Origin of the sequence: Micromonospora sp. NPDC048830 (genome assembly GCF_043198215.1) — a bacterium.
Classification (GTDB): Bacteria; Actinomycetota; Actinomycetes; order Mycobacteriales; family Micromonosporaceae; genus Micromonospora.
Genome location: NZ_JBICUP010000005.1, coordinates 120,672 through 134,936 on the forward strand (window position 1 = coordinate 120,672; position 14,265 = coordinate 134,936).

General features: G+C 76.0%; 12 protein-coding genes. 3 read left to right on the forward strand and 9 right to left on the reverse strand.

Features of this window, described 5'->3' with window-relative positions; genetic code table 11:
• Positions 1-245: 245 nt before the first annotated feature.
• Positions 246-1,685, forward strand: a complete 1,440-nt coding sequence (locus ACGFIZ_RS07090) for a pyridoxal-dependent decarboxylase (protein ID WP_393416659.1) — start codon at positions 246-248, stop codon at positions 1,683-1,685.
• A gap of 182 nt (positions 1,686-1,867) precedes the next feature.
• Here the strand turns inward: ACGFIZ_RS07090 and ACGFIZ_RS07095 are convergent, their stop codons facing one another.
• The 4 genes from ACGFIZ_RS07095 to pyk all read right to left on the reverse strand — a co-directional run bounded on the left by ACGFIZ_RS07095 (position 1,868) and on the right by pyk (position 5,895).
• Positions 1,868-2,806 (reverse strand): sulfite exporter TauE/SafE family protein, encoded by a 939-nt coding sequence (locus ACGFIZ_RS07095; protein WP_393416661.1) that lies wholly within the window; start codon positions 2,804-2,806, stop codon positions 1,868-1,870.
• Between the two features lie 153 nt (positions 2,807-2,959).
• Positions 2,960-3,430, reverse strand: a complete 471-nt coding sequence (locus ACGFIZ_RS07100) for an RrF2 family transcriptional regulator (RefSeq protein WP_393416663.1) — start codon at positions 3,428-3,430, stop codon at positions 2,960-2,962.
• Between the two features lie 138 nt (positions 3,431-3,568).
• Positions 3,569-4,450 carry an acyl-CoA thioesterase gene (locus ACGFIZ_RS07105; RefSeq protein WP_393416665.1) on the reverse strand — a complete coding sequence of 294 codons (882 nt, stop codon included), beginning with the start codon at positions 4,448-4,450 and terminating at the stop codon, positions 3,569-3,571.
• Positions 4,447-5,895 (reverse strand): pyruvate kinase, encoded by a 1,449-nt coding sequence (gene pyk, locus ACGFIZ_RS07110; protein ID WP_393416667.1) that lies wholly within the window; start codon positions 5,893-5,895, stop codon positions 4,447-4,449. The genes ACGFIZ_RS07105 and pyk overlap by 4 nt, the downstream gene beginning before the upstream one ends.
• Before the next feature lie 395 nt (positions 5,896-6,290).
• On the opposite strand from pyk, the gene ACGFIZ_RS07115 reads away from it, so the two are divergent.
• Positions 6,291-6,725: a nitroreductase family deazaflavin-dependent oxidoreductase gene (locus ACGFIZ_RS07115; RefSeq protein ID WP_393416669.1), complete on the forward strand. Its 435-nt coding sequence runs from the start codon at positions 6,291-6,293 to the stop codon at positions 6,723-6,725.
• A gap of 79 nt (positions 6,726-6,804) precedes the next feature.
• On the opposite strand, the gene ACGFIZ_RS07120 is transcribed toward ACGFIZ_RS07115, so the two are convergent.
• The 3 genes from ACGFIZ_RS07120 to ACGFIZ_RS07130 form a co-directional block, all read right to left on the reverse strand.
• Positions 6,805-7,572, reverse strand: coding sequence for a lipase family alpha/beta hydrolase (locus ACGFIZ_RS07120; RefSeq protein WP_393416671.1), 768 nt, complete (start codon positions 7,570-7,572; stop codon positions 6,805-6,807).
• A 340-nt stretch (positions 7,573-7,912) separates the two neighbouring features.
• Entirely contained in the window at positions 7,913-8,317 is a 405-nt protein-coding gene (locus ACGFIZ_RS07125; RefSeq protein ID WP_393416673.1) for a hypothetical protein, read from the reverse strand.
• Between the two features lie 204 nt (positions 8,318-8,521).
• Positions 8,522-9,430: a LysR family transcriptional regulator gene (locus tag ACGFIZ_RS07130; protein WP_393416675.1), complete on the reverse strand. Its 909-nt coding sequence runs from the start codon at positions 9,428-9,430 to the stop codon at positions 8,522-8,524.
• Positions 9,431-9,685: 255 nt separating this feature from the next.
• Here ACGFIZ_RS07130 and ACGFIZ_RS07135 point away from each other — a divergent pair, with 255 nt between their 5' ends.
• Positions 9,686-10,648, forward strand: coding sequence for an FAD-dependent oxidoreductase (locus ACGFIZ_RS07135; RefSeq protein WP_393416677.1), 963 nt, complete (start codon positions 9,686-9,688; stop codon positions 10,646-10,648).
• A 146-nt stretch (positions 10,649-10,794) separates the two neighbouring features.
• Here the strand turns inward: ACGFIZ_RS07135 and ACGFIZ_RS07140 are convergent, their stop codons facing one another.
• Together ACGFIZ_RS07140 and ACGFIZ_RS07145 are read right to left on the reverse strand one after the other, a co-directional pair.
• A complete protein-coding gene (locus tag ACGFIZ_RS07140) occupies positions 10,795-11,658 on the reverse strand; it encodes a hypothetical protein (protein ID WP_393416679.1) in 864 nt (287 codons plus the stop codon).
• 3 nt (positions 11,659-11,661) lie between these two features.
• On the reverse strand, positions 11,662-14,250 hold the full coding sequence (locus ACGFIZ_RS07145) for an FtsK/SpoIIIE domain-containing protein (RefSeq protein ID WP_393416681.1): 2,589 nt from the start codon (positions 14,248-14,250) through the stop codon (positions 11,662-11,664).
• Positions 14,251-14,265 lie beyond the last annotated feature (15 nt).

Here is a 14,265-nt window from a genome sequence, read left to right on the forward strand (position 1 = left end):
GGACACCGGCTCGAAACGCCCGAAACACGATCTTCATACCGGCGTCACCCCCGCTTCGCGGAGGCCGCCTAACGTTGGTGCCGGTGGTGGTACGGCATTTCCCGGTCGGGACGGGTCGGGGGGTGCTGCGGTGTGGTGCACCGGGCCGGAGCTGTGCGGATTCCGCGGCTGCGGCCCGGTGCCTGCCACCCGGTCCCGCCGGCCCGACCCTTGCCTCCGACGGCCCGGTTTGGTCGACTCGGCGAATGGCTGAGCACATGAGCCCCGAGGAGTTCCGCCGGGCCGGGCACGCGGTCGTCGACTGGATCGCGGACTACTGGGCGACGCTGGGACAGCGCCCGGTCACCTCGCAGGACCCGCCGGGGGCGGTGGCCGCCGCCCTGCCGGCCGGGCCCAGCGTCGACGGCGAGCCGGTGGAGGCCGTGCTGGCCGACCTGGACGCCCTGGTCGCGCCCCGGCTGACGCACTGGCAGCATCCCGGGTTCTTCGGGTACTTCCCCGCCAACACCTCCGGGCCGAGCGTGCTGGGCGACCTGGTCAGCGCGGGGATCGGCGTGCAAGGCATGCTGTGGGCGACCGGTCCGGCCTGCACCGAGCTGGAGACGGTGATGCTGGACTGGCTGGCCGGCCTGCTCGACCTGCCGGAGCGGTTCCGCTCGACGGGCCGGGGCGGCGGGGTGATCCAGGACTCGGCGTCCTCGGCGACCCTGGTGGCCACCCTCGGCGCGCTGCACCGGGCCGGCGGGGGCCGGTGGCGCGAGGCGGGGATCGACCGCCGGTACCGCGTCTACACCTCCACCCAGGGGCACTCGTCGATCGAGAAGGCGGCCCGGATCGCCGGTCTCGGCGGCGACGCCGTACGGGTGGTCGAGGTGGACCCGGAGACGCTGGCGATGCGCCCGGAGGCGCTGCGGGAGGCGATCCGGGCGGACCTGGCGGCCGGGGACGTCCCGGCGATCGTGGTGGCCACGATCGGCACCACGTCCACCACCGCCGTGGACCCGGTGCCGGAGATCGGCGCGATCTGCGCGGAGTACGGGGTCTGGCTGCACGTCGACGCCGCGTACGCGGGGGCGGCGGCGGTCTGCCCGGAGCTGCGCTGGTCGCACGCCGGGCTGGAGTACGCCGACTCGTACTGCTTCGACCCGCACAAGTGGCTGCTCACCGGGTTCGACTGCGACGCGTTCTGGGTGGCGGACCGGGGCGAGCTGATCGAGGCGCTGACGGTGCTGCCGGAGTACCTGCGCAACGCGGCCACGGAGTCCGGTGCGGTGATCGACTACCGGGACTGGCAGGTGCCGCTGGGCCGCCGGTTCCGCGCCCTGAAGCTGTGGTTCGTGCTGCGCTGGTACGGGGTGGAGGGGCTGCGGGCGCACATCCGCTCCGGGGTGGCCCTCGCCGCCCGCTTCGCCGACCGGGTGCGGGCCGACGGGCGGTTCGCCCTCGCCGCGCCGCACCCGTTCTCGCTGGTCTGCTTCCGGCTGGCCGCCGGGGACGAGGCCAGCGCGGAGCTGCTGTCCCGGGTCAACGCCACCGGCCGGGTGTTCCTGACCCACACGCGGGTCAACGGCCGGTACACGCTGCGCCTCACGGTCGGCTCGCCGCTGACCACGCAGGCGCACGTGGACGAGGCGTGGGCGCTGATCAGCGAGGCGGCCGACAAGGTGTTGCCCGACGCGCGCTGACGCCGGGGCCGACACGCGCTGACACCCGGACCGACACGCGCTGACACCCGGACCGACACGCGCTGGCGCCCGGGTTGCAGGCCGACGCACGGGCCGGCGCGGGCCGGCCCCGGTCCCGGCGCGGCGCGGTTTCACCGCCCGCCCCGTCTGCCCGAGGCTCGGGAGGCGCGGCGGCCCGCCGTTCAGTTCTCGACGGCGGCGAGCGGAAGGGTCTGCGCCCGGGTCGTGTCCCCGGCGCGGGTCGCCGCGACGGTGGCCCGGGCGCGGCGGGTGCGCAGCAGGGCGCGGAGGGCCAGGGCGAACGCGGCGACCCAGCCCGCGGCGAGCAGCCCGTAGACGAGCCACTGGACGCCGCCGGGCAGTTCGCCGGCGCGGACGAGGGTGCGGGCGTTGGTCAGCACGATCACGCCGCCGACGACGGCACCGAGCAGTTGGGCGGGGACGATCCGGACCAGCCAGGCGGCGATCGGGGCGGCGATCAGCCCGCCGATCAACAGGGCGGCGACGGTCGGCAGCAGGAAGCCCTCGCTGCCGAGGCCGATCAGGAAGCCGGCGCTGGCCGCGCCCGCCACCACGAACTCGGCGGTGTCGACCGAGCCGATCACCTTGCGCGGCTCCATCCGGCCGGAGACCAGCAGCGCCGGGGTGGCGACCGGGCCCCATCCGCCGCCACCGGTGGCGTCGACGAAGCCGGCGACCAGGCCGAGCGGGCTGAGGAACCGGCCGCGCAGCCGCCCGGCGCCGGGGTTGGCGCGCAGGGGCCGACTGAAGCGCACCAGCAGGTACGCGCCGAGCGTGAACAGGATGGCGGCCATCCACGGGGCGGCGGCCTTGGTGGAGATCGCGCTGAGGAACGTGGCTCCGGCGAACGCGCCGAACGCCCCTGGGACGGCGATGCGGGTCACCACGCGCCAGTCGACGTTGCCGAACCGCCAGTGGGCCACCCCGGCGGCGAGGGTGGTGCCGATCTCGGCCAGGTGGACGGAGGCGGACGCGGCGGCGGGGGCGACCCCGGCGACCAGCAGCAGGGTGGACGAGGTCAGGCCGTAGGCCATGCCGAGCGCGCCGTCGACCAACTGCGCGAGGAGCCCGACCAGAGCGAGAACCAGCAGCTTGCGCACGGGCGCCCCCTGACTTTTCGGCATGTCCTATCGACTTGGTCGACAATGCGGCACGAGTGCGCTCCAGGTCAAGCCCCTATCGATTGCTGGGACGCGCCGAGGTGCACGCCGTCGCCGGGACGGGGAGATCCGGCGCAGGCCGCCGGAGGCTCGTCAGTTCCAGGCGCGCGGGTCGGCGGCCAACTCGTTGACCCGGCCGGGAAGGCTGCCCCTGGCCACGTCCGCGACGGTGACCAGTTCGAGGATCTCCCGCTCGCTGGCCCGCAGCGCGATCCACACGTCCTGCAGGGCGCGGGCCGCGCCGTGGTACCCGAGCTGTTCCGGGCGCTGCCCCCGCACGTGCGCCAGCGGCCCGTCGATCACCCGGATCACCTCCGCGAGGGAGATCTCCGCGGCCGGCCGGGCCAGCCAGTAGCCGCCCTCGGGGCCGCGCTGGGCGTGCACGATGCCGCCCCGGCGCAGTTGCAGCAGGATGCTCTCCAGGAACTTCGGCGGAATCTCCTGTGCCCTGGCGATCTGCTCGGCGGTCACCGGGCGAGAGCGCCCGGCGCTCCCACGCTCGGCGACCGCCGCGAGTTCGGCGGCTGCACGCAGGGCGTAGTCGACCCGGGCGGAGAGACGCATGCCGGCCAGACTAGTCGCCTGGTCAGCCAGCAGGTCCGCCGCCCCTCGGCCGAACGGTCGAGCGACCGGCACGGGCGCCGCCGGGACCGCGGATCGCAGCCGCCAGCCGGCGCCACCCCGGCCGCCGTTGGCGGGCTGTCAGCCGCCGACGCGGCGGAGCAGGCCCTCCTGTACGGCGGTGGCGATGTGCCGGCCGTCGGTGGTGAACATCCGGCCGGTGGCCAGGCCCCGGCCCCCGGAGGCCGACGGGCTCCAGCAGTCGTAGAGGAACCACTCGTCGGCCCGGAAGGGCCGGTGGAACCACAGCGCGTGGTCGAGGCTCGCGCCGATCACGCCGCCGGGCCCCCACACCTCGCCGTGCACCGACAGCACCGAGTCGAGCAGGGTCAGGTCGGAGGCGTACGTGAGGGCGCAGGCGTGCAGCAGCGGGTCGTCCGGCAGCTTGCCGTCGATGCGCATCCAGACCCGCTGGTGCGGGTCGGCGGGACGGTCGCCGGGGCGTACCCAGCCGGGTTCGCCGACGTAGCGCACGTCGATGGGGCGCGGGATCTGCGCCCAGCTGCCGAGCCGCTCCGGGTAGCGGGAGAGGCGGTCGGTCATGGTGGGGACCTCGTCCGGGGCGGGCACGTCCGGCGGGGTCGGGGCGTGGTGGTCCAACCCCTCCTCCCGGCGGTGGAACGACGCCGACATGAAGAAGATCGGCCGGTCGTGCTGCAGCGCCACGGAGCGGCGCACCGAGAACGAGTGGCCGTCCCGGACGTTCTCCACCTGGTACTCGATCGGCTCGGACGGGTCGCCGGGCCGGACGAAGTAGCCGTGCAGGGAGTGCACGAAGCGGTCCGGGTCGACGGTGCGCCCGGCTGCGACGAGGGCCTGGCCGGCGACCTGGCCGCCGTACACCCGCTGCGGGCCGACCGGGGGGCTCACCCCCCGGAAGACCATCTCACCGGTGTGCTCGAGGTCGAGGACCTCCAGCAACTGGTCGACGGCGGCCTGGCCGGCTGTGGGGCCGTCGGTCACTGCAGCGCCCGGGCGGACGCCGCGTCGACCAGCGAGCCGAGCTGGTGCACCCGCAGGGTGTTGGTGGAACCGGGGGTGCCGGGCGGGCTGCCGGCGACGATCACCACGTAGTCGCCGGGGTTGGCCCGGTTGAGGCCGAGCAGCGCCTGGTCGACCTGGCGGAACATGTCGTCGGTGTGCTCGACGAACGGCATCAGGAACGTCTCCACGCCCCAGCAGAGGGCGAGCTGGTTGCGCACCTCGGGCACCGGGGTGAACGCCAGCAGCGGCAGGTCGCAGTGCAGGCGGCTGAGCCGCCGGACGGTGTCGCCGGTCTGCGAGAACGCCACCATGGCCTTGGCGCCGATGGCCCGGGCGATCGACGAGGCGGCGACGGTGAGCGCGCCGCCGTGCGTACGCGGGTCGTGCTGGAGCCGGGGCACGGCGAACGAGCCGGACTCGGTGGTGTGGACGATCTTGGCCATGGTGCTGACGGTGAGCACCGGGTACTTGCCGACGCTGGTCTCGCCGGAGAGCATCACCGCGTCCGCGCCGTCGAGCACCGCGTTGGCCACGTCGGAGGTCTCGGCGCGGGTGGGCCGCGAGTTCTCGATCATCGAGTCGAGCATCTGGGTGGCGACGATGACCGGCTTGGCGTTCTCCCGGCACAGCTGCACGGCGCGCTTCTGCACCAGGGGAACCTGGTCCAGCGGGAGCTCGACGCCGAGGTCGCCGCGGGCGACCATGACGCCGTCGAACGCCAGGACGATCGCCTCCAGGTGGTCGACCGCCTCCGGCTTCTCCACCTTCGCCAGGACCGGCCGGTGCACCCCGACCTCCGACATGATCGCGTGCACCAGCTTGATGTCCTCCGCCGAGCGGACGAACGACAGCGCGATCAGGTCGACGCCGAGGCCGAGGGCGAAGCGCAGGTCCTCGGCGTCCTTGTCGGACAGGGCCGGGACGCTGACCGCCACGTTGGGCAGCGAGACGCCCTTGTTGTTGGAGACCGGGCCACCCTCGGTGACCAGGCAGCGGATGTCGTTGCCGACCACCTCGCTGACCTCGACGGCCACCCGGCCGTCGTCGATCAGCAGCCGGTCGCCGGCCTTGACCTCGCGCGGCAGCTTCCTGTAGGTGCAGGAGACCCGGTCCCGGGTGCCGATGACGTCGTCGCTGGTGATCACCACCGAGTCGCCGGTGCGCCACTCGTGCGGGCCGTCGGCGAACCGGCCGAGCCGGATCTTCGGGCCCTGCAGGTCGGCGAGGACGGCCACCGGACGGCCGGTCGCGTCGGCGGCCTCCCGGACGAGGCGGTAGACGGCCTCGTGGTCGGCGTGGCTGCCGTGGCTGAAGTTGAGCCTCGCCACGTTCATGCCCGCCTCGACGAGGCCCCGGATCCGCTCCGGGGACGAGGTGGCGGGGCCCATAGTGCAGACGATCTTCGCGCGGCGTGTCACGCCCATCAGGCTAGTCTCTCCTTCGGGTCGGACTGCGGGCCGACCCCTTTGCGGACTGCGGAACAATTGTCCAACGACGCGCCACGCCCCCGCAGGCGGCGGGCGGAACCGCACGGGAATCGCCGTCCGGGATCGTCGTGTCGGCGGGCATCGGCGACCGCGCGCCCGGAATCGTACCGCTCGTCGTCATGCACCGCGGGTGCCGCTCCCCCACGTCCGGCGCCCCACTTCGGGAGGATCCCGGACGACCGGGACATCGCCGCTGTCGGCTTCCGGTCATCGCCCGGTCCCGGCGGGAGGCCCGGCGAGCGGTCGGGGGCGACGCCCGGCCGGAGCGAGGGGTAGAACGGGTGCTGCGCCCCGATGCGGGGCCGACGCCGACGGGAGGGGACGGAATGGCCGTGCCGGAGCACGACGAGAAGATCGAAGAGAGCCCGGTCGACTGGGTCGCCAGCCACGTCCGCCGGTACGTGGAGACCGACGGCGCCGAGGGGAGCTTCCACGGCTACGACGCTTTGTTGATCACTACACGGGGCCGCCGGTCGGGCAAGCTGCGACGCACGGCGCTGATCTACGGCCGCGACGACGACCGGATCGTGCTGGTGGCGTCCAACGGCGGTGCGGCCAGGCACCCGAACTGGTACCTCAACCTCAGCGCCGAACCGGAGGTGGAGATCCAGATCGGCGCGGAGCGCTTCCGGGGCCGGGCCCGGACGGCCTCCACGCGGGAGCGGCCCCGGCTGTGGGAGTTCATGACGAGGGTCTTTCCCCGGTACGCCCGCTACCAGCGCAACACCGACCGGGAGATCCCGGTGGTCGTGGTGGAACGCGCCTGACGCTTCCCCGGGGTCCGGCGCCGCGCCCGGCATGAGCCGGCGCCGGGCGGACGGGACCTCCCGTCCGCCCGGCCAGGCCTCACAGCGCGAAGCAGTCGGGCCGCACCGGCGAGTCGGTGAGCGCGCCCCGGATCACCGTGTACGTGGTGCCGTCGAGGACGAGGCCGACGTGCCCGACGACCCGCAGCAGGCACCAGTCCTGGATCAGCACGTTGGTCGCCCCGTCGGCGAGGCTGGCGTTACCGACCGGCTGGACCAGCTCGTCCTGGAGGGTGCGCACGGCCGTCCAGCGCACGTCGCCCGGGGTGTCGTCGCCGGAGTTGAGCGTGGCGAGGAAGCTCGACCCGATGGTCATCTGCTGGCAGGCGACGATGCCGAGGCAGTTGCCGACACCGAGAAACGCGGCGATGTTGGCGACGTACGTGCCGTACTGCGGGGAGCCGAGGCTGATGTAGCGGCCGATTTTGGTCGCGCCGCCGAGGTACTTGATGTAGTAGCGGGAGACCAGCCCACCCTCGGAGTGGCCGACCACGTCGACCCGGGCCGCGCCGGTGGCGGCGCGCACCTGGTCGACGTACCCGGCGAACGCGCGGGCCGAGGCGGTGATGTCGCCGAAGCCGAGGCCGGGCAGCTCGTAGATGGACACCCGGTAGCCGTCGGCCCGTAGCCGGGCAGCCAGGGGCTCGTACGCGAGGGCGACGCCGCTGAGCCCGCCGACGACGACGACCGGGTGCGCGGCGGCGGTCGTGGTGAGCGGCGCGGGCGCCGCGGCGGCGGCCGGGGACGGAACGGCCAGCGCGGCGGCGGCCGACACCGTGAGGGCGGCGAGGATCTTTCGGAGCAGCATGGGCTGCACCTCCTGGTGGGGTGTCCCGGGGTGGCCGGGAGGAGGCGAGTGGGCGGTCCGATCGATCGTGCAGAGAGAATGACCTTCGCGATCCAGAAACGTCAATAACAAGTTACGGACGAGTAACACGTTGTCGCGCAGGACGCACATTCCGGCGCATCGGGCCACCGCCTCACGCCCCGGCCGGCGCCCTCTCCCTGGGACCGAGCCCCCGGACACCGCATGTCGGCGACATGGCGGTGTCCGGCGGCCGGGATTGCCGCCACATCGCCGACATGGCGGTGTCCGGCGGCCGGGATTGCCGCCACGTCGCCGACATGGCGGCCTCGCCGGGCTTGGCTCAGGCGGGCTGGACCGCCGCCGCCACCGCGCGCAGCTCCGCCTCGGGCACCTGCTCCGGGTCGGCCAGCACGTCGATCGCGACGCCGGGCTCGACCAACCAGAACGCCTCGCCCTCGCCGATCAGGCCCCGCGCGCCGCCGACGTCGAGGTCGGCCGGCGCCCAGGTCTCGGCGTCCCGCTCGTGGTATCCGGCGAGGAAGTCGCGCAGCTCGTCGAGCGTGGTCAACCGCGCGGCGCGCAGGACGTGCACCCGCAGGTCGACCCGGTAGCCCTCCTCGACCTGCCGTTCCCACACCCGGGTGTGGAACCGCACGTCGTCCCACTCGCTGGCGAAGTCCGACACCTCGGTGCCGATTCCCGCCGGCACGTACCCGACCACGAACCCGTCCAACTCGTCGCTCACCGACACCCTCCCGTCGCTCGCCCCAGTCCGACCACCATCGTCCACATCAGACGAGCCGTCCAGGACGCTCGGCGGCGTGGCGGTATCCGCGCGCCCCCGACACCGCCATGTCGCCGACATCGCGGCCCGGCCTCGGCCCGACGTCCCAGCCCGGCCTCGGCCCGACGTCCCAGCCCGGCCTCGGCCCGACGTCCCAGCCCGGCCTCAATCGAGGTCGAGCAGCGCGAGGAGCCTGCGCAGGGCCGGATTCGTGCTGTCCCGCGGCCAGGCGAGGCCGATGTCGACGGTGGGGGTGGGGGCGGTGAACCGGCGCAGCCGTACCCCGGGGAGCCGCAGCGCGCGGGCCCGGCCGGCCGGGACGGCCGCCACCACGTCGCCCTGGGCCACCGCCCGCAGCAGCTGCTCGTCGTCCGGTTCCTGCCGGACGAGGCGGAAGCCGCCGCCCGGCCAGACCTGGGCGATCGTCCGGTCGAACATGCCGGGCCCGTTCTCGCGCGGCCACATCACCGCCGGCAGGTCGACCACCTCGGCCCGGCTGATCCGGCGGCGGCCGGTGGCCAGGGGGTGACCCGCCGGCAGCGCCAGCAGCAGCTCCTCGGTGTCGACGGTCCGGCAGACCAGCGCCGCCTCGTCGACCGGCGGGCGGACGAAGGCGGCGTCGAGCCGGCCGGCGAGCAGGCCGGCGACGTTCGGCGCCGTCCAGGCGGTCTCCGAGACCACCTCGACGTCCGGGTGGGCGGCCCGGAACCGGGCGACCAGCGCATCGACCCGCCCGCCGCGCGCCGAGCGGGTGTACGCCAGCCGCAGCCGGCCGCCCCGACCACGCACCAGGTCGCGGATGCGGGCCGTCCCCGCGTCCACCTCGGCGAGCAGCCGGCCGGCCTCGTCGGCCACCCGCGCGCCCACCTCGGTCAGCGTGCAGCCGCGGCTGGTCCGGTGCACCAGCGGCACCCCGAGCTGGCGTTCCAGCGCCCGGATCTGTTGGCTGAGCGCGGGCTGGGCGATGCGCAGCCGGGCGGCGGCACGGGTGAAGTGCAGCTCCTCGGCGAGCACCGCGAAGTAGCGCAGCCGCCGCAGGTCCCACCAGGCGTCCCGGGTCGGCGAGTCGGGCATGGGACCGATCATAAGCGGCACTTATCGCCGGCTGCCCGATCCGTCTTGGACGGCGCCCCGCGCCGGGGGCGACGATCCGAGGCCAACGGCACAACCGAGCCGGCGGCCACACGGCGGGCTGACGGCGGACGGAACCGGCGGCCACATGGCGGGCCGACGAGACGAGGAAGCCGCCGACCGCATGCCAGGCGGCGACGGCACGAGGAGGCCGCCGGCCCCATGCCGGGCCGACGGCGCGAGCGACGGGAGGGGACGATGGCGCGGACGAGGGACGTGACGGTGGTCGGCGGGGGGATCGTCGGGATGACGGCGGCGGTCGCCCTTCAGGAGCGCGGCGCGCGGGTGACCGTGCTGGCCGCCGACGACCCGGCGGACACGGTGTCCACGGTGGCCGCCGCGGTCTGGTACCCGAGCCACACCGACCAGGACCCGCGGGTGCTGCGCTGGGCGCGTTGGACGCACGCGGAGCTGAGCCGCCAGGCGGTCGACGGCGTGCCGGGGGTGGTCGCCCGGCCGACCCGGATGCTGCTGCGCCACCGCTACGCGGGCCCGCCGTGGTGGGCCGAGGCGTGCGGCGACCTGGTGGCCGAGCCGGCGCCGCCGCCGTACACGACGGTGCTGCGGTTCACCGCGCCGACAGTGGAGATGACGCCGTACCTGGCCTGGCTGCGGCAGCGGCTGGAGGACGGCGGCGGGCGGGTGCTGCGCCGCCGGGTGGAGCGCCTCGCCGACGCGCTCGACACCGCGCCGACGGTGGTCAACGCGACCGGGCTGGCCGCCGGGCGGCTCGCCGCCGACCCGGCCGTGCATCCCGTACGGGGACACCTGGTGCTGGTGGCGAACCCGGGCCTGACCACCTCGGTGCGCGACGAGGACGACCCGGCGGGGATCACGTACGTGCATCCGCGCCGGCACGACGTGGTGCTCGGCGGCACCTTCCAGCCGGGGGTGGCGCACACCGGGCCCGACCCGGCGACGGCGGCGGCGATCCGGCGCCGGTGCGTGGCGCTGGTGCCGGAGTTGGCCGACGCCCCCGTGCTCGGCGAGCGGATCGGGCTGCGGCCGGCACGGCACGGCGGCCCCCGGGTCGAGGTGGACCCGGACCCGGCGGGCCCGCCCGGAAGCCGGCTGGTGCACGCGTACGGCCACGGCGGCGCGGGGGTCACCCTCTCCTGGGGCTGCGCGGCCGAGGTGGCCGACCTCGCCCTGGGCGGCTGAGCCGGGCCGCGCGGGCACCGCCCACCCACGGGCGTGCAGAATCCCCAAATTGGTGGCCATTCGCGCGGGAATGGCCACTACTTCGGAGAAACAGGGCACGGGCGGATTCCGGGGAGACAGGGCCTCGGCGGGTTGGGGCGGCGGTGTCAGGGCAGCAGGCGGAACGCCAGCAGGTACGCGCAGTAGGCGAGGGGAACCAGCAGCGCGCAGACCACGAAACCGAGCGGGGCGAACCGGGGCGGCGCCTCGCTGCCCAGCGCCGGGCGCCCCCACCGGCCGAGCACCAGGTACCCGGCGAGGAAGGACAGCACGGGCAACCCGGCGCACGTCGCGGCGTACAGGGCGCCGAGGCCGACGACCGCCAAATCGGAGGCGACCACCATGGCCAGCATCAGGACGACCCCGGCCAGCGCGCAGCCGACGTACACGACCAGTGCCCGCGCCGGCGGGGACCAGGTCGGCAGCAGCGGCGGCCGGTGCGCGACGGCCTCGGTGTGCGCCAGGAACCGGTCGGCCTCCTCGGCGAGCCGCTGCGTCTCGGCCAGCGCCACGGCCGGGTCGCCGCCGGACGCCGGCCCACCGGTCGGGCCCGGGCCGGAAGGACCGGCCGGCGGGCCGGGCACGGCCGCGCCGACGGCGGCCACCGAGCCGGACACGCCGGCAGCGGGCGGACCCGATGCGGTGCCAGCGGACGGACCGCCGGCAGCGGGCAGACCGGATACGGTGGCAGCGGAGGGGCCGGGCGCGGCCGCAGCCGGCGAGCCGGATACGCCGGCAGCCGGTGAGCCGGGCGCGGTCGCAGCGGACGACGCGGCGGGCGGGGGGACGCCGATGGCGCGGCCGAGCTGGTCGAGCCGGTGCCCCTGCGCGGCGAGCCGGTGGCCCAGTTGGTCGAGCGTGGCGTGCAGGGTGCGGCGGCGGGCGGCCTCGCTCGCGGTGTCCCGGTCGTTCTCGCGGCGGTGGGCGGCGAGCCGGCGGGCCAGCGCGGCGTACTCGTCGAAGGTGGACACGCCTCAGCCCTCCTCGTCCCCGGCGAACGGGACGATCAGCCGGGTCCGCTGGTCGTGCCGGTCGACGAGCAGCGCGCGGTCGGCGCGCGGCTGGTACGCCAGGTCGTGCGCGCCCAGGTGCAGCCCGAGCTCCGCTCCGGGAACGTTCAACGCGACGAGGCAGGCGACGTCGTCGCGGTGGTGCGCCCCGCCGAGGTCCTCGGCGAGCCGGGGCAGTCCCCGCCACCAGCCGAGCAGGTGCACGCCCCGACCGGGGCCGTCACGGAGCAGGGCACGCAGGTCGTCGTGGCCGGAGCGGAACGTGGCCGGGTCGGGGCGGGCGAGGACCGCGGAGGCGGCGTCGGCCCCGAAGAGCAGCAGGTACGCGCGCTTGCCGGGCGGCCCGGCGGCGGCCAGGTCGGCGATGCGCTCCCGCAGGGCGGCGGCGTCGACCCGCTCGACGGGATGGCCGGCGGCGGCCAGGGCCGCGCCGGTGGACTCCGCCGCCCCGGCGCCCGCGTCGGCCAGCGGGGCGAGCAGGAACCGGGCGTCGCCGGGGACGTGCTGCCGGGCGAGGCTCAGCGCGGCGGCGCGCAACACGTCGGCGCCGGCCGGGGACGCGCCGACGACGGCCAGGTGCCGGCCCGGGGTGGCGTCCAGGGTGAACGACGCCGCGCTGCCCGCCACGTCGACCGTCCGGCCCACCAGGGCCACCGGGTGCCCGCCGCCGGGGCGCAGCGCGGCGAAGGCGGGGTCGTCCTCCAGGTGCGCGGCGGCGTACCCGCGGAACACGGCGGGCGGACGGTTGTCGGCCGGGCGGGCACGCCACAGCTCGTGGCGCAGCCCGGTCAGCTCGTCCCCGGCGGCGTACGCGTCGGGGAAGCGGACGACGGTGCCGGCGCCGAGCGCCCCGGCGGCGGTGTTGAGCACGGCCGCGCCGATCGGCAGGGCCGACGCCGTGTCGTCGCGCGGGTCGAGCACTCCCCCGCCGCCGGGCAGCGCCACCCGTAACGGGAACTGCCCGAAGATCGCCTCGGCCCGGCCGTACAGGGACTCGATGCCGGTGGTGGCCTGGCTGGCCAGCACGAGGTGCATGCCGTACGAGCGGCCCTTGCGGGCCAACTCCTCCAGCAGGTCGACCGCCTTCCGGGCGAGGGCGTCCGCGCCGGCGAGCAGCACCTGGAACTCGTCGACGACGGCCACGGTGCGGGGCATCCGGGCGTCGGCGGGCAGGTCGGCGAGCTTGGTGACGCCGTGCCGCTTGAGGACGCCCGCCCGCCGGTCCAGCTCGCCGCGCAGCTCCCGCAGCACGGCGAGGCCGTACTCCCGGTCGGACTCGATGCCGACGGCGCGGGCGTGCGGCAGCCACGACGGGTCCCGCTCGGTGGGGACGAACTCGGTGAAGCTGACCCCCTCCTTGAAGTCCAGCAGCCACAGCTCCAGCTCGGCCGGGGCGTAGCGGGCGGCGAGCCCGTAGAGGACGTCCAGCAGGAACACCGTCTTCCCGGCGCCGGTGCGCCCGGCGACGAGCCAGTGCGGGGTGGCGTCGTCGAAGGCGACGGTGACCGCCCTCCGGTCGGCCCGACCGACCACGGTGGACAGCCCGGCCGCGCTCGACTCCGTCCAGCGCGCGGCGGGCAGCAGGTCGGCGAAGGCCGGCGGCTCGTCGTGGCGGGTGGCCGACCCGAGCCGCGCGGCGAGCGCGGCGGCGGTGTCCGGCGGCAGGTCGCCGTCGAGGACGACGGGCGCGGCCAGCCCGGTGCCGTCCGCGCTGAACGGGTACCCGGGCGGGTCGCCGACGCGGGCGTAGCGCTGCAGCAGCCGTACGGCGGTGGCCGCGCCCAACGGCGGCGCGTCGCCCGGGCCGCTGGGCGGGTGGCCGGCGGGCGGGTGGCCGGCGGGCGGGTGGCCGGCGGGCGGGTGGCCGGCGGGCGGGTGGCCGGCGGGCGGGTGGCCGGCGAGCAGGACGCAGACGGCGGCGGACGCGCCGGCGTGGGTGAGCGCGGCCAGCCGGGCGGCCTCCCGGGGCGGGGGCGCGGAGGCGGCGACCAGCACGAGCAGTTCCCGGTCGGCGGGGGCGGCCTGCTGCGCGGCGCGGGCGTGGCGCTCGGCCTCGTCGAGCAGGGCGGAGACCTCGGCGGCGGTCGTGGCGGTCGGGCGCAGCACACGCGCGTCGAGCAGGGGGCGCAGCGGCAGGAACGTGGCCCCGAAGGCCACCGTGTCGATCCCGGCGACCCGGACCGTGCCGGCCGGGGCGGCGGCGAGCAGCCGCAGCACCACCGCGCGCAGCAGCTCGCCGACCCGCGGGTCGCGGGCGTCCGCGTCGACGGTGAGGTGGCAGCCGCCGCCCAGCGGGACGAGCACCGGGAAGCCACCGTCCAGGGTGGTCGCCTCGCCGATCCGGACGGCGACGGGCGCGTCGGTCGCCGGGGTCGTGCCGGGGGCGGGGGCGGCCAGCCGTCCGGCGAGCCGGGCCAGCCGGGCGACCAGGTCGGCGGCGCTCGGGGCGGTCGGCCCGAGGGCGGTGAGGAGCCGCCGGGCCAGGTCCAGCCGCTCGCGGGCGTGCCGGTGGGCCGTGACCGCCTGGCCGTACGCCGCCGCGAGCCTGCCCACGCTCTGCCCTCCCTA